Raw genomic sequence first — 22,878 nt, 5'->3', positions numbered from 1 at the left:
TTATTCCACCATCATCATTCAGTGGGAACAGGATAAAAATCCTGCTGATAAAAGCGCTGTTCGCCTTCGCGTTCCACAACCCGTTGATAAGACGGCATCGCCTCGATCCGCGCTTTGTAGGCCAAGATGTTCGGGAACTCGTCCAGCTTGACATAGTAAGGCACCGCAAAAAGGTTGAACCCCAGCATGATATCCGCGCCAGAAAACCCGTAATCCAGCAGCCAGTCACGCCCTGCCAACCGGGCTTCTAACCCCACCAGAGTATGCCGCAGACGCGCGACATTCAGCTTGATCACAATCGGACTTGGCTTGGCAGGTGGCCGCAAGAAAACCAGTTGCAGGTTCAATTGCTCAATCAGACTGGCCATCGTTTCCGAGAAGTGAATCCATTGCAGGTAATCCGTACGCTCGGACTGCCCTGCTGCGATACCTAGCGCGGGGGCGTATTCTTCGATCAGATATTGAACGATGGCGCCACTTTCGCTCATCCGCACATCACCAATTTCCAGCGCAGGCACCCGTGACGCGGTCGAGATCTTGGGCAGATCGCCTTCGTACATCTGTTTCGACCCGATGGTGTATTCGACGATTTCCAGCGCTTGGCCCAGCGTATCTTCCAACCTGATCTCTTCGATCAGCCAGAGCACCCGGATCGAGCGCGCGTATTGAACGTGATGCAGTCGGAAAATCATGCGTCTTCCTCCTCGTCTTCCAAACGGATCAGAGGTGCACCAGCTTCGACCTGATCACCATCGGCGCACAGCACCTCGGCCACCACGCCGTCGCGGGCCGCTTCAAGCGAATGTTCCATCTTCATCGCTTCAAGGATCGCAAGACGGTCGCCTTCCTTCACCTCTTGGCCCGCTTTCGCAAAGACGGATTTCACAAGACCCGGCATGGGGGCTTCGATCACGCCTGCCCCGGCACCAGCACCCGCATCCTGATCCAGTGGATCGGCCACGTGGAACTCAAGACCAGACTGGGCAAACACGGTGACCACGTTGCCCGCTTTCGCAACACGGGCCCCACGGTCTTCACCCATCGTCCACTGCCCGTTCAGGCATGTAGCTTCGATACTGTCGTCGCCAACCGTGATGACATGACGGTCCGCCCCGAATGATGTCACCACCACGTCATAGGTTTCTTCCGCATGGGACAAGGTCACAAAGTGGTTCAACCCACCCCAAATCGTGAAGCCCGTGCCTTTGCGTTTCAAAAGGTCCAGTGCACATAGCGCTGCCGCGCCGATATCTGACATGGTTGGGCCCGGCTCATGGGTCAGCGCCTCAAGGTCACGCTCGATCAAGCCGGTGTCCACGTCGCCATTCGCAAATCCTTCGTGACGGGTCAACGCGCCCAAGAAGGCAAGGTTGGTGACCGAGCCCGCAACTTCGGTTTTTGCCAACGCGGACGATAGCATTCTAAGCGCTGCGGCTCGTGATCCGGCATGCACCGTCAGCTTGGCAATCATCGGATCATAGAAAGGACTAATCGTGTCCCCTGCCCGCACGCCAGTGTCCGCACGCGCCCCTTCGGGGAACTTCAAATGGGTCAACGTGCCGGTCGCGGGCAAGAAGCCTTTGGGCACGTCTTCTGCATACAGGCGGGCCTCAAAGGAATGGCCGTTGATCGACAGCTCGTCTTGTTGCAGCGGCAGGCCCTCGCCCGATGCCACACGCAACTGCCATTCCACCAAATCGACGCCGGTGATTTCTTCCGTGACCGGGTGTTCGACCTGCAAGCGGGTGTTCATTTCCATGAACCAGAACCCATCCGTGCGCAGGCCATTTGCACCGTCCACGATGAACTCGACCGTGCCCGCGCCCTTATATCCAATAGCCTCGGCGGCACGCACACCTGCCATGCCCATCGCCTCGCGAACCTCTTCGGTCATGCCGGGGGCTGGCGCTTCTTCGATGACTTTCTGGTGGCGACGTTGCAGCGAGCAGTCCCGCTCATACAAATGCACCGCTTGAGTGCCATCGCCAAAGACCTGCACTTCAATGTGGCGCGGGGAAAGGATGTATTTCTCAACCAACACGTCCGCATTGCCAAAGGCGGTCTGAGCCTCGCCCTGCGCAGATTTCAACGCATCCGCAAAGTCAGCGGGGTCGTCTACACGACGCATCCCCTTGCCCCCGCCACCCGCCACGGCCTTGATCAGCACCGGATAGCCCATCTTATCAGCCTCGGCGGCCAACAATGCTGGATCCTGATCCTCGCCGTGATAACCGGGCACAACAGGCACGCCTGCCTCGACCATCAGCTTCTTGGCAGCATCCTTCAGACCCATCTTGCGGATCGCGTCTGACGACGGACCGATGAAGGTCAGGCCAGCTTTCTCAACCGCATCCACGAAGTCCGGGTTTTCCGACAAAAAGCCATATCCCGGATGAATGCCCTGCGCGCCAGTATCAAGCGCGACTTGAATGATCCGATCCCCCAGAAGGTAGGACTGTGCCGGTTGCGGTGGACCGATATGAACCGCCTCGTCCGCTAGGCGTACGTGGCGCGCATTCGCGTCCGCGTCCGAATAAACAGCAACCGTGGCCACGCCCAGTTTGCGGGCGGTGTCGATCACGCGGCAGGCAATCTCGCCGCGGTTTGCAATCAGGATTTTCGTGAACATCTCTGTTCCTCCTTCGGGTGGGGCCGTGGCCCGCATTTATGTGTTCGCCCAGCACCGGGCGAGAATTCAATTCAATCGGTCACACCAGTTGACCCGCGAGCCGCCGCGATAGGCCAAGGCCAAGCCTTCACTGATCAGCACATCACCAACGTCGCGCCCATCTGCCGACAAGCGCACCAGCTCACGGCCATATTTGTCGTGACCGTCATGGCGCATTGTGATGTCCGCCCCTTTGACGATCTGGCGCAGACGGGCCGTGGCCCTGTCGCCCAGCGCCTTTTCGGCAGCGCAGCCCGGGTCTTTCGTCTCGGGCGTATCAAAGCCAACCAGCCGCGCAGTGCGCTTTCGATCAGGGCATTTCAATTCGACCGTATCCCCGTCATAGACATAGCCAAGCTGACACCCATCAATCGCACTGACCCGCGGCACAGGCGCGATGCGCTCTGCCAGCGTGTAGAGGATCAAGAGCGCCAGCCCGCAATATATGACGAGGTTCGTATCCACCGATTACATCCGGAACACGCCGAACTTCGTCGGCTCGATCGGGGCGTTCAATGCGGCCAGAAGCGACAAGTACAACACCTCGCGCGATTTGCGCGGGTCGATCACTCCGTCATCCCACAGACGTGCCGAGGCATAGAGCGGATGGCTCTGTTCTTCGAACATGTCGATGGTGGGCTGCTTGAACGCGGCTTCTTCGTCTGCCGACCATTCGCCACCTTTGCGTTCAATCCCATCGCGTTTCACGGTCGCCAGCACGCCCGCGGCTTGTTCCCCGCCCATCACGGAAATCCGCGAGTTGGGCCATGACCACATGAAGCGGGGCTGATAGGCACGACCGGCCATGCCGTAGTTGCCAGCCCCGTAAGAGCCACCCACCACCATCGTTACCTTCGGGACGTTGGTGGTGGCCACGGCTGTCACCATCTTGGCGCCGTGACGTGCAATGCCTTCGTTCTCATACTTACGGCCAACCATGAAGCCGGTGATGTTTTGCAAGAAGACCAGCGGGATATTGCGCTGACTGCAGAGCTCAACAAAATGCGCACCCTTTTGGGCCGCTTCCGAGAAGATCACGCCGTTGTTGGCGATGATCCCGATGGGGCACCCCTTCAGATGGGCAAACCCTGTCACCAGAGTTTCTCCGAAACGCGGCTTGAATTCGTCAAAGCGCGAACCATCGACGATGCGCATGATCACTTCGCGAATGTCGTAGGGTGTTTTCAGGTCAGCGGGGACGACGCCCAGCAGTTCCTCGGCGTCATAAGCGGGTTCTTCCGGTTCCTGCCACTTCACCGTGATCGGTTTTTCACGGTTCAGGCTTTCCACCGCACGACGGGCCAAAGCCAGAGCGTGGGCGTCATCTTCAGCCAGATAATCCGCGACACCAGACAAGCGCGTGTGCACGTCTCCGCCACCAAGGTCTTCAGCTGTCACAACCTCACCCGTTGCGGCCTTCACCAAGGGCGGACCGGCAAGGAAGATGGTCCCCTGCTCTTTCACAATGATCGTCACGTCGGACATGGCGGGCACATAGGCGCCACCAGCCGTACAGGAGCCCATCACAACCGCGATCTGAGGGATTCCCTTGGCAGACATGCGGGCCTGATTGTAGAAAATCCGGCCAAAGTGGTCGCGATCCGGGAACACCTCGTCCTGTTGCGGCAGGTTCGCGCCACCACTGTCGACCAGATAGATGCAGGGAAGATTGCACTCTTCCGCGATCTCTTGGGCGCGCAAGTGTTTCTTCACCGTCATCGGGAAATATGTGCCACCTTTCACGGTCGCGTCGTTGCATACGATCATACATTCCTGACCGTGTACCTGACCGATCCCGGCCACAACGCCCGCCGCTGGGGCCGCGTTGTCATACATGTCATGGGCGGCAGTCGCGCCGACCTCAAGGAAGGGCGAACCCGGATCGAGCAGGTTCGACACCCGATCACGCGGCAACATCTTGCCACGGCTTAAATGGCGGTCACGGGATTTCTGCCCACCGCCGCCAACAGCAGCTTCGGCAGCGTCCGCTACGGTTTTTAGGGCGTCAAGGTGACCCGCTCGATTGGCCTTATAGGCCTCGGAACCGGGCGTGGCTTGGGAAGTTAGTTTCATCTCAGCATCCTTCGTGGTTGCAGATTTGGTCGCCATAACCGTTCAAGTCGCTTTCCAACGACATGGCTTGGCGTGCAGTCAAAAACAGATGGCAGGACACAGCAGCTGGACCGCCGCCTGTTCCCCCGCCCCATTTGGTACGTTCGTAGTCACACGATGTGTCGCGGAAGGTGATCCACGCGCGCTGCATCTCTTTCAGCGCGGGGGCTTGTTTGGGCGCGGCAGAGCCAAGCACCGCCATCTCTTCGTCCTGGGCCTTTAGGCGGGTCATAAGGATGCCATAGGCCCTGTTCAGGCGACGATCCCAATCTTCAAGCTCTCGCCCTAAACAAGTCGACATACCAACAGTGGACATTCCACCTTCTGTCGCTTCCATGCAGTAGTTGGCGGCAGAGCCCACACAACGCATTTTATCATCATCCTCGCCCATCGCGGATAAGCAATCAGTCGTTGGATAGAAGCTGTAAGTCACGTCCTGCGCCATGGCCGAATTGGCCATGACTAAGAGAGCGAAAAGAGCGGTTGGCGCTGCACGCATCACTGCGCGCCCATCAGCTCGCGACCGATCAGCATGCGGCGGATTTCCGAGGTGCCTGCGCCGATCTCCATCAGCTTGGCGTCACGGAAGATGCGGCTAACGGGGCTTTCGTTCATGAAGCCCGACCCACCCATCGCCTGCACCGCTTGGTGTGCCTGCTTCATCGCCTCTTCGGACGCATAAAGCACACAGGCAGCGGCATCCTGACGGGTCACCTCGCCGCGGTCACAGGCCTTGGCGACCTCGTACACATAGGCACGGGCCGAATTCATCGCGGTATACATATCTGCAATCTTCGCCTGCATCAGTTGGAACTCCCCAATGGGGCGACCAAACTGCTTGCGCTCTTTCATATAGGGCATGATTTCATCCAGGCAGGCGGCCATGATGCCCGTGCCAATGCCCGACAGAACCACACGTTCGTAGTCAAGGCCCGACATCAGCACGTTCACGCCTTTGCCTTCCTCGCCCAGAATATTTTCAAACGGCACTTCCACGTCTTCAAAGATCAGCTCGGCGGTGTTTGATCCACGCATCCCCATCTTGTCGAAATGCTCGGACGTCGAGAACCCCTTCATGCCTTTCTCGATGATGAAGGTGGTGATGCCCTTAGCGCCCGCTTCAGGATCAGTTTTGGCGTAGACGACCAGAGTGTCCGCGTCGGGGCCGTTGGTGATCCAGAACTTGGTGCCGTTCAGAACGTAATACCCGTTGCGCTTTTCTGCGCGCAGTTTCATCGACACGACGTCTGAACCGGCGCCCGCTTCCGACATGGCCAACGCGCCAACATGTTCACCCGAGCACAGCTTCGGCAGATATTTCGCTTTCTGCTCATCCGTCGCATTGCGGCGAATTTGGTTCACGCAGAGGTTCGAATGCGCGCCATAAGACAGCGAGACCGAGGCCGAGGCCCGCGCGATCTCTTCCACCGCCACAACATGCGCCAGATAGGACAGGTCAGACCCGCCGTATTCCTCGGGCGTGGTCACACCCAAAAGGCCAAGTTCGCCGAACTCTTTCCACAGCTCGTTGGGAAACTCGTTTTTTTGGTCGACCTCGCCTGCAATTGGCTTGATCCGGTCTTGCGCATAACGGTGCACCATCTCGCGGATTGCATTGACGTCTTCGCCCAGGTCGAAATTCATGGAGTTGTTGAACATGTGCCGCTTCCTTCCGGATCAGATCATTAAGATCGCATTATTGAACGCTCGTTCAGTTAATGCGCCGAAAGCACGATTCGCGTCAATAACGACGCAACGTCGCAGGGTGAAAGTCGGGGATGGGCATCACTGTCTAAGTCGCACCTAAACGGTTTCAGAGCCGCAATGCTGACTGTGACTTCCACAAGAATCCGAATGTCAGTTTTGCGAAATCTTTAGCCGGTTCGCCAAGGCAAATGCCATGACAGCGAGTGCCGCGAGGATCAGAAACGAAAGGCGCATACCCACTATTTGGGCGGCGAACCCAATGATGGGCGGCCCAAGAAGCATGCCACCATATCCGAGTGTCGCAACACTGGCGATGGCAGGTCCTGAGGAGGTATTTGGGTCGGCAGCCGCACGCGAGAACACAAGCGGCATGACAACAGCATAACCAATTCCCATCATGGCAAACCCAATAAGGACAGTTACAAAAGAAGCGCCAAGGATAGCAGTCATGAGGCCGATGAATGCAATGCTGGCACTGGCGCGCGTAGTGACAACAGGTCCAAACTGTTCAACGACAATGCCTCCGAGAAGTCTTGCAAGCACCATCAGGACACTGAAAACCGCATAGCCAAGTGCTGCTCGTGCCTCATCGACTTCTGTGACCACCCTCAGGAACACCGCGCTCCAATCTGCCATGGCACCCTCACCCATCGAGACAGAAAAGGCTATTAAACCCACTAGGAAAAGCGATCCTGAGGGAAGCGAGAGAAAGGGCTTTCTAGCGGACGAGTTTTGCTTTTCGGCACTTGAGAATCCAGAGTTATTCATCACTGCGATAGCCGCCATGCCGCCAAGTACCGCGACAAGCAAAAAATGCCAAAGTGTTGAGACTTCGAACCGCGCTGCTACATAACCACTGGCAGCACCAATTCCTGCACCCAGACTGAACATCGCATGGAATATCGACATTGTGCTGCGCCCCAGCCTTACCTCAACCTTAGCGCCCCAACCATTCATCGCCACATCCATCGCACCATGAAATCCGCCAAAAATGAACAAGGCAACTCCCAAAGAGAACACCGAAGGAGCAATCGCTAAAAGAACAAGCGCCGGTGCATAGCCCCAGGCGCACCAGTAGGTCAGCCGGTCTGCCCCCCATTTTTCGGACAACCCACCAGCAAAGGGAAAGGACACGATTGCCCCGCCCGCAAGCGCCAGAAGCAACACGCCAAGTACCGCAGACTCTAACCCGAAACTGTCTTTGAATGCGGGCACGCGAGACGCCCAAGCGCCGAACAAAAGACCATTAAGAAGGAATGCCGCTGCGACAGAACGCCAGTTTTGACTTTTCCATAAAGGGTCACGTTCCGACATTAATCACCTCAATCCTCTGCGTGTTTATGTATGCATATGCAAAACCACGCAATTCTCTGCCTTCTTCGAGCTGACATTCGCGATCAGCGATGCGACTTTAAGAAACGGCTCCTTCCTATCTTTCCCCAACAAAAAAGGCCCCCGCTTTCCAACGAGGGCCTTCTTACTTTCTTCAGGAAAGATCAGTGTTTGAACTTCTTGATCTCACCGCTGTCCAGCTTGGCCTGATACTTCTGCATCTCGCGCTTCACGATGGGCGCTAGGAAGTAGAGCCCAAGGATGTTCGGCACACAGATCAGGAAGACCAACGCATCCGAGATGTCCAAGATCGGACCAAGTTGAACAACACAGCCCAGAGCCACGAAGGCACAGAAAATCAGCTTATAGACCGTCTGCAAGGTTTGATCTTCACCGAACAGATAGGTCCAACCCTTCAACCCGTAGTATGACCACGAGATCATGGTCGAGAAGGCAAAGAGCAGCGCTCCGAAGGCCAAGGGCACTGGGAACCAGCTGATTTGACGCTCAAACGCAGCTGACGTCATGGCGACGCCTGTTGCATCCCCTGCAAAGTTGGGATCAGCAACTTGGCTTGTCCCAATCACCAAAGCGGTGATGGTACAGATCACGATGGTATCAATGAACGGCTCAAGCAGCGAAACATAACCTTCGGTAACAGGCTCGTCCGTGCGCACAGCGGCGTGGGCGATCGACGCAGAACCAATACCAGCTTCATTCGAGAAGACCGCACGCTGGAAGCCAATGATCAGGGCACCCAGGGCACCACCGGTCACGCCCTCGCCGGTGAACGCACCGGTGAAGATGTTGCTGACAGCCATTGGGATCGAGGAAAAGTTCATCAAAATCACGATGATCGCGAACACACAGTAGAAGACAGCCATGAACGGCACGACTTTTTCAGTCACACGGGCGATGGATTTGATACCGCCGATGATGACCGAGAATACGACAGCCGCAAGGATCAGTCCGACCAACCAGCCATAGCCGTCCAAAGAACCTCCGGCGACGGTGTTCAGCTGAACATAGGCTTGGTTCGACTGGAACATGTTGCCGATGCCCAAGGCACCGATGAAGATACCGATGGCATAGAAGGTGCCCATAAACTTGCCGAAGCCTACCATCCCACGCTCTTCAAAGCCTTTGCTCAGGTAATACATCGGGCCACCAGAAACAGAACCATCCGGGTTCTCGTTTCGGTATTTTACACCCAAGGTACATTCGACGAACTTGGTGGACATGCCCAGAAAGCCCGCGACGATCAGCCAGAATGTCGCTCCGGCCCCACCGACGGTCACCGCAACCGCGACCCCACCGATGTTACCAATACCGACGGTACCGGATACAGCCGTTGCCAGCGCTTGGAAGTGCGAAACCTCACCTGCGCTGTTGGGATCCGCATAGTCGCCTTTGACCAGCGAGATGGCATGTTTGAAACCACGCAGGTTTACAAACCCCATATAGATGGTGAAGAACACCGCGCCGATTACCAGCCAAAGCACGACCAAGGGAAGATTTGCCCCAGCAATTGGCACTTTAAAGAATACTACATTGCCGATGAACGTGGCGATCGGAGCCGTAATATTGTTGATGGTTTCGTCAATGCCAGCTTGGGCCGGTCCGGCAAACAAAATTGCCGCGAATAGAAAAAGCAGGATGCGTTTCATAATGCACCTCCGGAAACTGAGTTTCAAAGATCAGGGAACGACGACGACCGGCACAGGGGCCGTCTGAATCAGGTTCCCTGCGACACTGCCAAACAGAAGCGACTTCAGGCCGCTATTGCCTCGGCGGCCGATCAGGATTTGCGCCGCACCACATTCTTTGGCGATGTCGATCAAGGTTTCTGCTGGCGGGCCGTGACGAACGATGCCTTCACAAACCAAGCCTTCGCCCTCGACGCGCGCAAGCGCTGGCGCAACAATATCAGAGTTTGCGCGTTCGATTTCAAATTCCCGACGGCTATGCCGTTGGGCGTTTTCTTCTGGAGTATTGAATGAATAAGGCGACCATTCGATCACATAAGCGACGACCACTTTGGCCCCACCTTGTTTGGCTCTGGCAATTGCATGATCAAGCGCACGGCTTGAACCGTCACTGCCGTCTACTGCCAAAAGTACGGTGTTTTCCATAACTTGAGTCCCTATTTGGTTCTACATTCAGTCGTTCCCGGTCTTCCGCCGCTCTCGCCTGAATTGAGTTACCCTAGGTCAGCAAAATAGCCCTCAATAGGGCCAGTTATCTCTTCGGATATATCCAAACAGCAAAAACCAAGCCAATACAAACCTTTGTAAAAAGGATTTCCCTGCTGCAGACCCACATCATTTCTTGTGAAATGAAATCGCCACCTCGTCGCGAATAATACGCGCAATCAACTTGCAGTCGTCGACTGTAAAGGTCAGCGGCAGACGCAGGTCCAACACAGCTTTCAATATCCGGTCCGTCTTGGGCAATACCGGCGTATCAGCATAGCGCCAACTGTCATAACGGCTTGTAAACCCTTGGGGTTCTGCGCCGCCGAACCATTTCAGCTCTACACCCCGATCTGCACATCGTGCGATCACATTGGCCACCGCTTCCTCGCGCCAATCCAACAACAGGAATTGGAAAGAGGACATAACATAATCTTCGGCTTCGGGGCGGTCGATCACCGTCAGGCCGGGCGTGTTTCGCAACCCTTCCTCAACCGCCCGATAGCGCGCATTCCAAGCCGCGCATTGGCTGTCCAGATTCGCAAGTTGCGGACGCAAGATTGCGGCCCGCAGATTGTCCATTCGGCCCGAGATATTGGGCGTGATGTATTTGATCTTCTCAAAGGCCTCGGGCGGTGGCCCAGCCAAGTGGCGTTCGTACAGCATATAGCTGCCTGACAAGATGATGGCGCGCGCCATGAGGTCCGGGTCGTCCGAGATCAGCAACCCACCCTCGCCCGAATTCGCGTGCTTATAGGTTTGCGTGGAATAAGCAGCCATCACGCCATGGCGGCCAGACAGGGTGCCATTCCAACGCGCGCCCATGGTATGGGCGCAATCTTCGATCACTTTAACACCTGCCGCATCACAGATTTGCATAAGCCGGTCCATGTCGCAGATATGACCCCGCATGTGGGACAGCAGTAGAATGCGTGGTGCGTTTTGCTCTGCCAAAATCTTGGCCAGATGATCCAAATCGATGGTCAGCGCCTCGGTCACCTCGACAAAAACGGGGGTCGCGCCGATGGAAGCAATCGCACCCGGCACAGGGGCCAGCGTGAACGCATTTGTTAGAACCCGATCCCCCGGCCCCACGCCGACAGCCCGCAACCCCGTCGCAATCGCATATCCGCCAGAGGATACAGCAAGCGCATAATTTGAGCCCATAAACGCTGCAAATTCCTGCTCTAGCAGGGCGGCATGCGAAACCTCGCCATCAGCCACATTATATCGATGCAGTCTGCCGTGGTTTAATACGTCCAGCGCAGCTTTGATCCCCTCATCCGGGATGGCTTCTTGCTGGGTGAAATTTCCGGTGAATCGTTCTTTCATTGGCTGACACTGCGCGCGTGGTGCTTTGGCGTCAATGGGCTGCAATCGCCGGCCTATCCGATCAGCTGCGCCACCGTTGCGTCCAACCCGTCATAGTGATCCAGCATCGCTTCGGGGGCCAACCTTGCGACGCCAGCGCCTTCGGGGCCAAATCCGACAAGGATGCAAGGCACTCCGGCGGCTTTGGCCGTATCGCGATCCGTCACCGTATCCCCGACCAGAAGCGCCCGGTTGGGATCACCGCCCGCCTGACGCGCTGCCGCCACAAACGGGGCCGGGTCGGGTTTTCGCGTGGGCAAAGTATCCGCTCCGATCAAAGACGTGAAGCTTTCTAGAATGCCCAGTCGTGACAACAGCAACCGCGCCAAACCTTCGGGCTTGTTCGTACAGATACCCACCGCATAGCCTGCGCCATGCAACCGCCCGACCGCATCCATCGCACCGGGGTAAAGCACCGTATGGCGATCTATGTCGGCCTCATATGCCTTCAGAAGGTTCGGAAACTCCCGATCTACAGCCGCTTCGTCGGCTTCACCGTTCAGGCGCTCGAAACCCAAGCGCAACATGGCCCGCCCGCCATGAAATGCGGTCAGCGCATCCGCGATCGGGTCCAAAGGCCTACCCTGCCCCAAAGCATGAAAACACGCATTCGCTGAGGCGATCAGATCCCCCGACGTATCCGCCAGAGTGCCATCCAGATCAAAAATCACTGTGCGTTTGCCGTTACTATGCGTCATGCTGATGATCCTTTTTGGCAATTCCTCGCCGAAGTCTGTAACCTCGCGTAAGGTTAATTGAACGTCTTTTACTTGCGAGCCGCGCCCCAAGGGGTAAAACGGGCCAAAAGAAATTGAAAGAGCAGATCGATATGGCGACAGCCCTAATTGTCCTTGCCGCTGGCAAGGGAACACGGATGAATTCAGATCTTCCCAAGGTTATGCACGAGGTGGCCGGCGCGCCGCTTTTTGCACATGCGCTTGCATCCGGGGCTTCGTTAGCACCAGACCGTGCTGTGCTGGTGGTCGGCCACGGGGCCGAATTGGTGCAGAAGGCTGCGACCGATCTGGACCCTGAAATTATGATTGCCGTGCAAGAAGAACAATTGGGCACTGGGCATGCGGTTGCGCAAGCCCGATCCGCGCTGGATGGGTTCGATGGGGACGCGATCGTTCTTTATGGCGATACACCTTTCATTCGCCCTGAAACGCTTGAAGCTATGGCCGCCGAGCGCGCTGCAGGCGCTGACGTTGTGGTGTTGGGGTTTGAAGCCGCAGACCCGGGGCGTTATGGCCGGTTGATCGTCAACGATGGGGCGCTTGAACGCATCGTTGAATTTAAAGATGCGTCGGATGAGGAGCGCACCGTAACGCTCTGCAATAGCGGTGTAATTGCCGCTAGAGCGAGCGACCTGTTCAACCTAATTGACGGGGTCGGAAACGACAATGCCTCGGGCGAGTACTATCTGACAGACATCATCGAAGTGGCCCGAAACAAGGGACTGACCGCACGCGTCGTCACCTGTGAAGAGGCCGAAACACTGGGCATCAACTCACGCCCGGAACTCGCAGCCGCAGAGCAGATTTTCCAAAGGCACGCCCGCGCCGAGGCGCTTGAAAACGGTGTAACGTTGATCGCAGCCGACACCGTCTATTTCGCGCATGATACAGTGATTGGACGTGACGCAATCGTCGAACCAAATGTGGTCTTTGGCCCCGGTGTGACGGTCGAAAGCGAAGCACGTATCCGCGCGTTCTCGCACCTTGAAGGGTGCCACGTTTCGCGTGGCGGTGTGGTGGGGCCTTATGCGCGCCTGCGCCCCGGAGCAGAGCTGGCCGAGCACGCCAAGGTCGGTAATTTTGTCGAGATCAAAAACGCTCAGATCGAAGAAGGCGCCAAGGTGAACCACCTGTCCTATGTCGGTGATGCGCGTGTTGGAGAAGGCGCGAATATCGGCGCAGGCACCATCACGTGTAACTATGATGGCGTGATGAAACACCACACAGACATCGGTGCGCGTACATTTATCGGGTCGAACACATGTCTGGTGGCTCCTGTCTCGGTCGGTGATGATGCCATGACCGCAACAGGTACGGTTGTCACCAAAGACATCCCGGCCGAAGCTATGGCCATCGCCCGCCCCAAATTAGAGATCAAACCCGGTCTTGCTGTTAAATTGTTCGAAAAGTTAAAGGCTGTTAAGGCCAAACGTCAGAAAGGATCCTGAAAATGTGTGGTATTGTAGGGGTCTTAGGCAGTCACGAAGCTGCGCCCATTCTGGTCGAGGCGCTGAAACGGCTGGAATATCGCGGTTATGACAGCGCGGGGATCGCAACGATCAACGATGCAGGACGATTGGGCCGTCGGCGGGCTGTTGGCAAGCTGGTGAACCTGTCGGACAAGCTTGTGCATGAACCGTTGGCCGGCAAATCCGGCATCGGACATACCCGCTGGGCCACCCATGGTGCGCCGACAGCAGACAACGCCCACCCGCATCGCGCGGGTTCAGTTGCGGTGGTTCATAATGGGATCATCGAAAACTTCCGCGAATTGCGCGAAGAGATGGCGAATGAGGGTCTTGAGTTCGAAACCGAGACCGACACAGAAACTGTTGCGTTGCTTGCACAGCACTTTGTCGCGCAAGGCAAATCCCCCAAAGACGCGGTCGAGGCGACTTTGGCAAAACTGGACGGAGCCTTCGCGCTGTGTTTCCTTTTTGACGGCGAAGATGATCTGATGATCGCGGCACGCAAAGGCAGCCCCTTGGCGATTGGTCATGGTGAAGGCGAGATGTTTGTGGGATCGGACGCTATTGCTCTGGCCCCAATGACTGACAAGATCACCTATTTGGAAGAGGGTGATTGGGCTGTTGTAACCCGCTCAGGCGCAGAGATTTTTGACGGTGCGGGCCGTCGCGCCAATCGTCAAATGAAGCAAGTGAAACTTGACGCAGCCCGGATCGAAAAAGACGGGTACAAGCACTATATGGCCAAAGAAATCGCCCAACAGCCCACTGTTGTCGGCGATGTGATCGAGACCTACATCGAGGGCGACAAGATCACCATGGAATTGGACGGGATCGATTTCACGAAAGTGGATCGCCTGTCCATCGTGGCCTGCGGCACGGCCTATTACGCGGGACTTGTGGCGAAATATTGGTTCGAACGCTATGCGCGCCTACCCGTCGACATCGATGTCGCGTCCGAATTCCGCTATCGCGAGGCCCCTTTTGCCCCCAACACTCTGGGTGTCTTCGTCAGCCAATCGGGCGAGACCGCGGATACCCTTGCAGCACTTCGCTATACTGCGGGGAAGGCTGACAAGATCCTGTCACTGATCAATGTGCCCGAAAGCTCGATCGCGCGTGAAAGCGATGTTGCGGTTGAAATCCTTGCCGGCATCGAAGTGTCCGTTGCATCGACAAAAGCCTTCACCTGTCAGCTGACTTGCTTTGCAATCATGGCGTTGAAAGCCGCGCATGAGCGTGGCCATCTGGATGATGCTGAACTGGCCCAGCACTTGTCGGAACTGCGTCAGCTTCCGGGATTGATGAGCCATGCTCTGACCATCGACACAGCCACGAAAGCGATCGCTGACAAGCTGGCCGAAGCACGTGACGTGCTGTTCCTTGGACGCGGTCAAATGTTCCCATTGGCGCTTGAAGGTGCATTAAAGCTGAAGGAAATCAGCTATATACACGCTGAAGGCTATGCCTCGGGCGAGCTAAAGCACGGCCCCATTGCACTGGTCGACAAGTTCACGCCCGTCGTGGTAATGGCACCGCATGACGGGCTGTTCGATAAGACGGTTTCTAACATGCAAGAGGTCATGGCACGCGGTGGGCGCGTTGTTCTGGTCTCGGACTCTCGTGCTGCAAACGACGCCGGAGACGGCGTGTGGCAAACTCTTTCCCTGCCGGAAGCCCCTGAATTGATCCAGCCCATCCTTTACGCTGTTCCAGCCCAACTGTTGGCCTATCACACAGCGATTGCCAAAGGCACCGATGTGGATCAACCTCGCAATCTGGCCAAATCGGTGACGGTAGAATGACATTAGATAATGCGCTGGCCGCGCTTAAGGCTCAGATCGAACCTGGCCGCGCCGAAGGGCAAAAGGACTATCACAAACAAACGCGCGAGGTTTTGGGCATCCCAAACCCTGCGATCAACGATTTGACCAAAGCCTGGCGTCAGGACTTGACCGTTGAAGAACGCGTTAGTCTGGCCGACCAGCTTTGGAAAACCGATATTTTCGAGGCGCGTATCGCAGCTGCGAAGCTGCTGACACAGGCCCGCATACGTCCTGATCAGGCCGTATGGGACCTGATCCAAAGCTGGGTGCCCGATTTCGACAGCTGGGCAATTGCGGATCACGTTTGTATGGCGGGGCAGAAACGGTTGATGGCTGATCCGTCGCGCATAGACGCGGTCGAGGCGTGGACGCGCTCGGATCACATGTGGACGCGTCGTGCGGCCCTTGTCATCACCCTGCCCTGGACCAAACAAAACAATCCCAAACCTCAGGACATCGCGATCCGCGATCGTGTTCTGGGCTGGGCGAATGGCTATGTATCAGACCCAGAATGGTTCATTCAGAAAGCCATCGCTTGGTGGGTGCGTGATCTGTCGAAACATGATCCTGATCGGGCACGAGCGTTCCTGAAGCCACACGCGAAAACGCTACAACCCTTTGCCTTGAAAGAGGCGCGCAAGCATCTGCCCCCACCCGCCCAGCTTCAGAAAGAAGCCAAGGACAAGTGGAGAGCCGAGAAGCGGAAGTTGCGCGAGGAAAGCTGGGGCCCAAAGCGGGACGATCCCCCACAAACAGACGAAGATTGACCAAGCGGACCTCGGTCGACCCGATTTAGCTTGTACAAGTGACTTTGGTCGGGCGCCTTGGTTACCGGTCCCGCAGCTCTCGTCGCATGATCTTGCCCGTTGCCGTCATCGGCAACGCGTCAACAAATTCGACGATGCGCGGCGCCACATGTGGGCTGATCCGGTCGCGGACCAGCTGCTTTAAGGCATCTGCCAGACCCTCTTGCGGCACGCCTGTGCGCAAAACCACCACAGCCTTCACAGCTTCGGTGCGCAAAGGGTCTGGCACGCCAATCACGGCCGCGCTGACCACATCAGGATGGGTCATCAAGCAGTTTTCGATCTCGGTCGGGCCAATCCGATACCCGGCCGAGGTGATGACATCATCATCACGGCTGGCAAAGGTGAAATACCCATCCGCGTCCTGCGTCGCCAAATCACCGGTACGCAGCCAGCCGCCCGCTGTTTTCTGGGCGGTTTTTTCGGGCAGGTTCCAATAGTGCAAGAACATCACCGGGTCGCCAACGCGCACGGCGATCTCTCCCATCTCACCGGGGTCGCATTCGCGCCCGTCCGCTTTCAAAAGCGTGACCTCATGGCCCGGAATGGCTTGCCCCATACTACCGGGCTTAACGTGCATGGCCCCAGCGACCGAGGACAAAACCAGATTGCATTCAGTCTGGCCGTAAAACTCGTTTATTTTAACACCTAATACATTGTCGGCCCAATCGAGCAGTCCAGACCCAAGGCTTTCGCCGCCTGATCCGATTGACCGGATGCTTACATCAACTGGAAGCGCGTCTGACTGGCGCAAAAATTTCAACGCGGTGGGCGGCATGAATAGATTGCGAACCTTATGTTCCGCCATCAGGCGATAAGCTGCCTCCGCCTCGAACTTGCGCATCCTGTGGCTTATTATTGGAACACCGAAATAGAGAAACGGCAGCGCCAAATCCATCAAGCCCCCGATCCACGCCCAGTCCGCTGGTGTCCAGCCCTTGTCGCCTGCTTGCGGGAAATCTTCGTTGTAAGTCTCGACGCAAGGCAGATGGCCCAGCAAGAAACGATGGGCATGAAGCACACCTTTCGGGGGACCTGTCGTGCCGGACGTGTAGATCATCACGGCTGGATCTTCTGCTGCAGTATCAACGGGTTCAGGCAACGGTGTCGCAGCTTCCAGCAAATCCCAGAAAGGCAATGCCCCTTCACTGGGTTGGAGCGAGAACACAGCCTCAAGCCCCGGAAGTTCGGATCGGATGTCAGCCAGCTTGGCTGAATTTTCTTGGTCCGTGACCACAATCTTGGCACCACTGTCCGACAAGCGATACGCCAAGGCATCAGCACCAAATAAGGTGAACAGGGGCAGCACAACAGCGCCCAGTTTGTAGGCCGCGAAATGGGTGATCAACACTTCTGGCCCTTGCCCCAGAAGAACAGCGACCCTGTCCCCTTTGCCCAGTCCAGCATCGCGCAGAACAGATGCAAACCGGTCCGAGGCATCTTTCAACGCCCCAAAGCTCCAATCACGTGCAGAGCCATCCTGCGCCACATGGGTCAGGGCGATGCGCGCGGGATCGACCGAGGCCCAGCTGTCACAACAGCGTTCGGCGATGTTAAACTGATTGGGGATATTCCATTTGAACGCGGCCTGCATGTCCCGCCATGACGCCCATGGCGAGACCAGCTTGCGTTTGCGGCCAAGTGACAGCCACTCCGCGTCCGAAGTGGTCTTCACGATTCGAAGACCACCAATTCATGCAACCCGGACAGGTCCAAATCCAACAGCTGTAGGGCCGAGATTGAGAATCCGGCTGCCGCCAGTTGTTGTAGGTTTCAACGTCACTTTAACGGTTCTTCCGGTGGCTTTAGATTGAACCCGGCCTTCGGTAACGCTGGTAACCAAAGGTGTTTCGACCCAAAAGCCCGGCACCGTTGGGTCACCCAGATTTGCAACCGTTGTGCCCAGAGCACCAGCCGGGGTTGGCGCCACCGACAAGGCAGCCACCTTTTCACCTTCGCTGGCCGTATCGAATTCATCGACCGTGGTCGCATTGGCCGGAGGCGCATTGGGGGCCACGGCCGGCGCGGCTGGTGCCTCGCGCAGATGGGGTGGCGATGGCAGGATGTTGTTCATGTCCACACCGGCACAACCTGTGACGGCAAGACAAGCAGCGGAGAATAAGATTATCTGTTTCATACCAGCAAACTGGCGCAAATCCGGTCTGCTTTCAACGGTTGAAATGACACGAGCGTGTCTTGCGCGTTCTCTTGCCCCGCATTAGGCTCGCCACATGGAAACGCCCAAGCTTGTTGACCCCTTTCACCGCCCCGTAACCTATCTGCGCTTGTCCGTGACGGATCGGTGCGATTTTCGCTGCACATATTGCATGTCTGAAAACATGACTTTTCTGCCCAAGAAGGATCTTCTGACGCTGGAAGAGCTGGATCGTCTGTGTAGTGCCTTTATCGGGCTTGGGGTGCGCAAACTGCGCATTACGGGCGGCGAGCCCTTGGTGCGCAAAGGCATCATGGGCTTTTTCAATGCCATGGGTCGCCACCTTGAAAGTGGCGACTTAGACGAGCTGACACTGACCACAAACGGGTCGCAATTGCATCGCTTTGCCTCTGATCTGTATGCGGCGGGTGTACGTCGGGTGAATGTGTCACTGGACACGTTGGACGAGGAAAAATTTGCCGAGATCACGCGCTGGGGACGGTTACCGCAGGTGTTGCGTGGAATTGAAGCGGCCCTTGAGGCTGGTCTGCGCGTCAAGATCAATGCCGTGGCGTTGAAGGGTTTCAATGATGATGAACTTTTCACCCTTGCCGAGTGGTGCGCAGGCAAAGACATAGACCTGACCTTTATCGAGGTCATGCCGATGGGCGATATGGGGACCGAAAATCGGTTGGATCAATACTGGCCGCTGACAGAGCTTCGCAGCCAGCTTGAAACCCGCCTGACCCTGTCAGATCTGGATGAAAGCACCGGTGGCCCTGCCAGATATGTCCGCGTTGCGGAAACCGGCCAGAAAATCGGCTTCATCACCCCGATGACGCACAATTTCTGTGAAAGCTGCAATCGCGTCCGGATGAGCTGCACTGGTCAGTTTTACACCTGTTTGGGACATGACGGCATGTCGGACCTACGCGATCCACTTCGGGCCTCTGAAAGTGATGCAGTGTTGATCGATGCTATCCACGCAGCAATCGCACGCAAGCCAAAAGGGCATGATTTCGATTATAGCCGTCAGGAAATTCGTGGGCAGACTGAACGGCATATGAACCACACCGGCGGGTGATGTCCAGTTAACCAGATAGTCGACTAAAGCGCTTCCCAACTTAAACAAATTGGGAAACGCTTTCGCCTGTTCTTAGCCAATCGGCATGCGGCTTTCCGCCATTTCTGCCCACCATGAACAACCCTGCGGGATCAGTTCATCATTGAAGTTGTATTCCGGGTGGTGGACCATCGCAGTATCGCCGTTACCGACAAGAATGTAAGCGCCGGGGCGTTCTTCAAGCATAAATGCGAAGTCCTCTCCGCCCATGACAAATGGGGCATCGGCGCAATCCCCGCTGACGGAACGCGCGGCTGAGGCGGCGAATTCGGTGTGTTCGTCGTGGTTTACCATAACCGGATAATTCCGCTTGTATGTCACCTCTGTCGTGCCACCGAAGGTCATTGCAATGCCATTGCAGATTTCAGAAATGCGCTCCTCAGCAAGGTCGCGTAGTTCTGGCGACAGGGTGCGCACGGTTCCTTTCAACTGAACCGATTGCGGGATGACGTTGAAGGTTGTCGATGACGTTTCAACGGATGTAATCGACACAACCACCTGCAATGTCGGGTCCGCGTTCCGGGATGCAATGGTCTGCAATGCCGTCACCGCTTGGGCGGCCATCACAACGGGGTCGATCGTCTCGTGCGGTTTTGCGGCGTGGCCTCCGCGCCCTTCGAACGTGATGTCCAACAGATCAGCTGCAGCAAAAAACGGCCCGGGCCGGATCGCAAATGCCCCTAAAGGCTGTCCGGGCCAATTGTGCATGCCATAGACTTCTTGCACACCGAACCGCTCCATCAGGCCATCATCGCACATGACTTTGCCACCTCCGCCACCTTCTTCGGCGGGTTGAAAGATGACAACGCAAGTTCCATCGAAGTTGCGCGTTTCAGATAGGTATTGGGCCGCTCCAAGCAACATGGCTGTGTGCCCGTCATGGCCACAAGCATGCATCTTCCCAGGTTCGACTGATGCATAATCCAACCCGGTTGCTTCATTGATCGGCAAAGCATCCATATCGGCCCGCAGCCCGACCACTTTGCCGGACCCAGTTTTGCGGCCATGAATGACCCCAACAACGCCAGTGCGCCCCAAGCCTTCGACAACTTCATCGCATCCAAACGCACGCAGTTTTTCGGCAACGATGCCAGAGGTGCGATGGGTATCGAAAAGGAGTTCCGGATGCTTGTGAAAATCCTGCCGCCACTCCGTTATGTCTTTGTGAAGTTCGGCAAATCTGTTTCGGATTGGCATGGGATCATCCTTTCGAGATGAGTGAAACGTAGGGTGCAACGAAGGCAATTTGCTCCGCACCTTGCCGGGAAACTGCATGGTGCTCAAGTAGCTGATATTGAGAAACTGCTGCATTTCCTTTGATAACAACGTGATCTGAGCAGCGCCGCCCACGCGGCGTTCCCGCTTACAAGCTGTCAGGTATCCTTCTGTATATATTGCACTTTCCACTAAAATTAGAAATGCAACAGCTTAGGTGATTTGGCATTCACAATTGCTACCGCTATTGCAACAAACCCGGAAATAAGCTGTCCTTCCACATACCCGAAGGGCGGCGCGCGAAACCAGTAATCCAGTTTGATTTCTGCCAAAGGCAAATGAAACATCGTCTGAACTTTACCAGGGGCTGGTAAAGCTTGGGCACAATTACATGTAAGGACGGACCAAAATGTCTGTGAATCTCAGACCTGTTGGCTTTTTGACACTGGGCATTTTTGCTCTGAATTCCACTGCATTTGCCGACCGCGGCGATCAGGGAAAGCTCAGTTTGCTCTACTGGCAGGCCCCGACCCTTCTGAACCCCTATCTGGCATCGGCCCCGAAGGATTCAGAGCCTGCTTCGTTGGTTCTAGAGCCATTGGCGCGCTATGATGAAAATGGGAATATGTTGCCTTGGCTTGCAGAGGCAATCCCGACCTTGGAAAACGGCGGGATCGATCCGGAAATGGGATCGATCACATGGAAACTGAAACAGGGGATCAGATGGTCCGACGGCACCAATTTTACCGCTGATGACGTGGTGTTCACGGCGAATTACTGCATGAGCGCAGACAGCGGCTGCCAGATGACCGCAAAGTTCACAGATGTATCACAGGTCGAAGCCCTAGACGGCCACACAGTAAAGATCAGTTTCGAGAAACCCAAACCGTACCCTTATGGACCCTTCGTCGGTCTGGAAGTTCCTGTCTTGCAGGCCAGCCAGTTCGCGGATTGCATGGGGCCAGCTGCAGTAAACTGCTCGGCTCAAAATCTCGCTCCGATTGGGACGGGCCCGTATCAGATTACAGAGTTCAAACCCGGCGACGTGGTAAGCTATGACCTCAACCCGCACTATCGTGACGCTTCAAAACCCGGGTTTGCTTCGGTGGTAGTAAAAGGTGGCGGCGATGCGCTTGGCGCGGCGCGTGCTGTGCTTGAAACGGGTGAATTTGATTATGCCTGGAACATGCAGCTTGACCCGGAAGTTCTGGCCAAGATGAAAGCCGCCAACAAAGGACAGGTTGTAACCTCGTTCGGGACGGCGGTCGAACGGTTGCAGGTCAACATGACGAATCCCGCGATAGATTTGGCTGACACGCGCTCAACCCGTAACGGCGGCGCACATCCGTTTCTTGCAGACCCCCGCGTCACCAAAGCACTGTCGCTGGCCATCGACCGCAGCACATTGGTCCAGATTGCCTATGGTGAGGCAGGTCGTCCGACCTGTGATGTATTGGCCGCCCCTGCCATCTATGCCTCTGGCGCAAATGATGACTGCCTGACGCAAGATTTGGACCGTGCCCGTGCTTTACTGGACGAGGCCGGATGGATCGATAGCGATGGGGATAGCATCCGCGACAAAGACGGTGTCCCGATGGCCCTTCTTTATCAAACGTCGGTCAATCCTGTGCGACAGACCACTCAGGATCTACTGAAAGCCTGGTGGGCCGAGATTGGTGTCGCCACGGAACTGCGGGCCATTGTGCCTTCGGTATTCTTCGGCGGCGATCAATCCAGTCCGGATACATTTCAGAAATTCTATGCAGATCTCGAGATGTTCACGAATTTCTTCCCCGGCTCTGACCCCGAACCGTATCTGAACAACTGGACCTGCACGGCCATTCCGACCCCTGAAAACGGTTGGGCGGGTATGAACGTGCCCCGGTATTGCAACGCGGACTACGACGCGTTGATCACCAAGCTTGGCAACACCGTAGATCTTAAGCAGCGCATCGAGATCTCGAAAGAGGCCAATAACATGCTGATGCAGGCCGGCGCGCTGATCCCTCTGGTGCATCGTGGCGAAGTTTCAGCCCATGCAACGTCGCTTCAGGGTGTACGCATGAATGTTTGGGACAGTGAACTTTGGAACATCGCGGACTGGACCCGCGCTAAGTAAGACCGCTAGACTGTAGGCGTGGTCCAATCATGGACCACGTCACGGAACC

At 56.4% G+C, this 22,878-nt stretch carries 19 protein-coding genes; 5 read left to right on the top strand and 14 right to left on the bottom strand.

The genetic code is table 11. The features are described from left to right. Window positions 1-14: 14 nt before the first annotated feature. From AC0L6A_RS07275 to AC0L6A_RS07225, 11 genes are all read right to left on the bottom strand, one after another. On the bottom strand, window positions 15-692 hold the full coding sequence (locus AC0L6A_RS07275) for a glutathione S-transferase family protein (protein ID WP_473293165.1): 678 nt from the start codon (window positions 690-692) through the stop codon (window positions 15-17). After that, window positions 689-2,629 (bottom strand): acetyl/propionyl/methylcrotonyl-CoA carboxylase subunit alpha, encoded by a 1,941-nt coding sequence (locus tag AC0L6A_RS07270; protein ID WP_473293164.1) that lies wholly within the window; start codon window positions 2,627-2,629, stop codon window positions 689-691. Before AC0L6A_RS07270 ends, AC0L6A_RS07275 begins: the two co-directional genes overlap by 4 nt. Window positions 2,630-2,695: 66 nt before the next feature. Next, a complete protein-coding gene (locus AC0L6A_RS07265) occupies window positions 2,696-3,133 on the bottom strand; it encodes a thermonuclease family protein (protein WP_473293162.1) in 438 nt (145 codons plus the stop codon). A gap of 3 nt (window positions 3,134-3,136) precedes the next feature. Then, window positions 3,137-4,741: a carboxyl transferase domain-containing protein gene (locus AC0L6A_RS07260; protein ID WP_473293161.1), complete on the bottom strand. Its 1,605-nt coding sequence runs from the start codon at window positions 4,739-4,741 to the stop codon at window positions 3,137-3,139. A 1-nt stretch (window position 4,742) separates the two neighbouring features. Then, window positions 4,743-5,279: a lysozyme inhibitor LprI family protein gene (locus tag AC0L6A_RS07255; protein WP_473293159.1), complete on the bottom strand. Its 537-nt coding sequence runs from the start codon at window positions 5,277-5,279 to the stop codon at window positions 4,743-4,745. Next, on the bottom strand, window positions 5,279-6,439 hold the full coding sequence (locus AC0L6A_RS07250) for an isovaleryl-CoA dehydrogenase (RefSeq protein WP_473293157.1): 1,161 nt from the start codon (window positions 6,437-6,439) through the stop codon (window positions 5,279-5,281). The genes AC0L6A_RS07255 and AC0L6A_RS07250 overlap by 1 nt, the downstream gene beginning before the upstream one ends. 198 nt (window positions 6,440-6,637) lie before the next feature. After that, on the bottom strand, window positions 6,638-7,801 hold the full coding sequence (locus AC0L6A_RS07245) for an MFS transporter (RefSeq protein WP_473293156.1): 1,164 nt from the start codon (window positions 7,799-7,801) through the stop codon (window positions 6,638-6,640). Between the two features lie 182 nt (window positions 7,802-7,983). After that, on the bottom strand, window positions 7,984-9,486 hold the full coding sequence (locus tag AC0L6A_RS07240; RefSeq protein WP_473293154.1) for an alanine/glycine:cation symporter family protein: 1,503 nt from the start codon (window positions 9,484-9,486) through the stop codon (window positions 7,984-7,986). A 30-nt stretch (window positions 9,487-9,516) separates the two neighbouring features. Continuing rightward, window positions 9,517-9,951, bottom strand: coding sequence for a universal stress protein (locus AC0L6A_RS07235; protein WP_473293152.1), 435 nt, complete (start codon window positions 9,949-9,951; stop codon window positions 9,517-9,519). A 189-nt stretch (window positions 9,952-10,140) separates the two neighbouring features. Continuing rightward, on the bottom strand, window positions 10,141-11,343 hold the full coding sequence (locus AC0L6A_RS07230; protein WP_473293151.1) for a DegT/DnrJ/EryC1/StrS family aminotransferase: 1,203 nt from the start codon (window positions 11,341-11,343) through the stop codon (window positions 10,141-10,143). 53 nt (window positions 11,344-11,396) lie between these two features. After that, window positions 11,397-12,080 (bottom strand): HAD-IA family hydrolase, encoded by a 684-nt coding sequence (locus tag AC0L6A_RS07225; RefSeq protein ID WP_473293149.1) that lies wholly within the window; start codon window positions 12,078-12,080, stop codon window positions 11,397-11,399. A gap of 131 nt (window positions 12,081-12,211) precedes the next feature. Between AC0L6A_RS07225 and glmU the strand changes: the two genes are divergently transcribed. From glmU to AC0L6A_RS07210, 3 genes are read left to right on the top strand one after another with little or no spacing between them, the layout of a single operon-like run. Then, window positions 12,212-13,567 carry a bifunctional UDP-N-acetylglucosamine diphosphorylase/glucosamine-1-phosphate N-acetyltransferase GlmU gene (glmU, locus tag AC0L6A_RS07220; protein WP_473293148.1) on the top strand — a complete coding sequence of 452 codons (1,356 nt, stop codon included), beginning with the start codon at window positions 12,212-12,214 and terminating at the stop codon, window positions 13,565-13,567. 2 nt (window positions 13,568-13,569) lie between these two features. Continuing rightward, entirely contained in the window at window positions 13,570-15,390 is a 1,821-nt protein-coding gene (gene glmS / locus AC0L6A_RS07215) for a glutamine--fructose-6-phosphate transaminase (isomerizing) (protein ID WP_473293146.1), read from the top strand. Continuing rightward, window positions 15,387-16,178 (top strand): DNA alkylation repair protein, encoded by a 792-nt coding sequence (locus AC0L6A_RS07210; RefSeq protein ID WP_473293145.1) that lies wholly within the window; start codon window positions 15,387-15,389, stop codon window positions 16,176-16,178. Before glmS ends, AC0L6A_RS07210 begins: the two co-directional genes overlap by 4 nt. A gap of 61 nt (window positions 16,179-16,239) precedes the next feature. Here AC0L6A_RS07210 and AC0L6A_RS07205 read toward each other — a convergent pair whose 3' ends face one another. Together AC0L6A_RS07205 and AC0L6A_RS07200 are read right to left on the bottom strand one after the other, a co-directional pair. Then, window positions 16,240-17,811, bottom strand: a complete 1,572-nt coding sequence (locus AC0L6A_RS07205; RefSeq protein WP_473293413.1) for an AMP-binding protein — start codon at window positions 17,809-17,811, stop codon at window positions 16,240-16,242. Between the two features lie 99 nt (window positions 17,812-17,910). Continuing rightward, entirely contained in the window at window positions 17,911-18,354 is a 444-nt protein-coding gene (locus tag AC0L6A_RS07200) for a D-galactarate dehydratase (protein WP_473293143.1), read from the bottom strand. Between the two features lie 94 nt (window positions 18,355-18,448). Between AC0L6A_RS07200 and moaA the strand changes: the two genes are divergently transcribed. Next, window positions 18,449-19,456 (top strand): GTP 3',8-cyclase MoaA, encoded by a 1,008-nt coding sequence (gene moaA, locus AC0L6A_RS07195; protein ID WP_473293142.1) that lies wholly within the window; start codon window positions 18,449-18,451, stop codon window positions 19,454-19,456. Between the two features lie 72 nt (window positions 19,457-19,528). On the opposite strand, the gene AC0L6A_RS07190 is transcribed toward moaA, so the two are convergent. Beyond that, complete coding sequence (locus AC0L6A_RS07190; protein ID WP_473293140.1) at window positions 19,529-20,692, bottom strand: M20 aminoacylase family protein; 1,164 nt, start codon at window positions 20,690-20,692, stop codon at window positions 19,529-19,531. A 427-nt stretch (window positions 20,693-21,119) separates the two neighbouring features. Between AC0L6A_RS07190 and AC0L6A_RS07185 the strand changes: the two genes are divergently transcribed. Next, the gene (locus AC0L6A_RS07185) at window positions 21,120-22,829 is read left to right on the top strand and encodes a peptide ABC transporter substrate-binding protein (protein WP_473293139.1); all 1,710 of its coding nucleotides are present in this window, start codon (window positions 21,120-21,122) and stop codon (window positions 22,827-22,829) included. Window positions 22,830-22,878: the final 49 nt, after the last annotated feature.

The sequence above is a fragment of the Aliiroseovarius sp. D2-2 genome (assembly GCF_055809455.1).
The sequence above is the reverse complement of the archived record's forward strand: the minus strand, read 5'-3'. Positions and strand labels throughout refer to the sequence as shown.

Excerpts from the sequence above, each read along its gene's own strand:
- moaA (WP_473293142.1), top strand. The coding sequence starts at position 18,449 with ATGGAAACGCCCAAGCTTGTTGACCCCTTTCACCGCCCCGTAACCTAT.
- AC0L6A_RS07225 (WP_473293149.1), bottom strand. The coding sequence starts at position 12,080 with ATGACGCATAGTAACGGCAAACGCACAGTGATTTTTGATCTGGATGGC.
- AC0L6A_RS07240 (WP_473293154.1), bottom strand. The coding sequence starts at position 9,486 with ATGAAACGCATCCTGCTTTTTCTATTCGCGGCAATTTTGTTTGCCGGA.
- glmS (WP_473293146.1), top strand. The coding sequence starts at position 13,570 with ATGTGTGGTATTGTAGGGGTCTTAGGCAGTCACGAAGCTGCGCCCATT.
- AC0L6A_RS07190 (WP_473293140.1), bottom strand. The coding sequence starts at position 20,692 with ATGCCAATCCGAAACAGATTTGCCGAACTTCACAAAGACATAACGGAG.
- AC0L6A_RS07275 (WP_473293165.1), bottom strand. The coding sequence starts at position 692 with ATGATTTTCCGACTGCATCACGTTCAATACGCGCGCTCGATCCGGGTG.
- AC0L6A_RS07205 (WP_473293413.1), bottom strand. The coding sequence starts at position 17,811 with ATGCAGGCCGCGTTCAAATGGAATATCCCCAATCAGTTTAACATCGCC.
- AC0L6A_RS07250 (WP_473293157.1), bottom strand. The coding sequence starts at position 6,439 with ATGTTCAACAACTCCATGAATTTCGACCTGGGCGAAGACGTCAATGCA.
- AC0L6A_RS07260 (WP_473293161.1), bottom strand. The coding sequence starts at position 4,741 with ATGAAACTAACTTCCCAAGCCACGCCCGGTTCCGAGGCCTATAAGGCC.
- AC0L6A_RS07255 (WP_473293159.1), bottom strand. The coding sequence starts at position 5,279 with ATGCGTGCAGCGCCAACCGCTCTTTTCGCTCTCTTAGTCATGGCCAAT.
- AC0L6A_RS07245 (WP_473293156.1), bottom strand. The coding sequence starts at position 7,801 with ATGTCGGAACGTGACCCTTTATGGAAAAGTCAAAACTGGCGTTCTGTC.
- AC0L6A_RS07210 (WP_473293145.1), top strand. The coding sequence starts at position 15,387 with ATGACATTAGATAATGCGCTGGCCGCGCTTAAGGCTCAGATCGAACCT.
- AC0L6A_RS07230 (WP_473293151.1), bottom strand. The coding sequence starts at position 11,343 with ATGAAAGAACGATTCACCGGAAATTTCACCCAGCAAGAAGCCATCCCG.
- AC0L6A_RS07200 (WP_473293143.1), bottom strand. The coding sequence starts at position 18,354 with ATGAAACAGATAATCTTATTCTCCGCTGCTTGTCTTGCCGTCACAGGT.
- AC0L6A_RS07185 (WP_473293139.1), top strand. The coding sequence starts at position 21,120 with ATGTCTGTGAATCTCAGACCTGTTGGCTTTTTGACACTGGGCATTTTT.
- AC0L6A_RS07235 (WP_473293152.1), bottom strand. The coding sequence starts at position 9,951 with ATGGAAAACACCGTACTTTTGGCAGTAGACGGCAGTGACGGTTCAAGC.
- AC0L6A_RS07270 (WP_473293164.1), bottom strand. The coding sequence starts at position 2,629 with ATGTTCACGAAAATCCTGATTGCAAACCGCGGCGAGATTGCCTGCCGC.
- glmU (WP_473293148.1), top strand. The coding sequence starts at position 12,212 with ATGGCGACAGCCCTAATTGTCCTTGCCGCTGGCAAGGGAACACGGATG.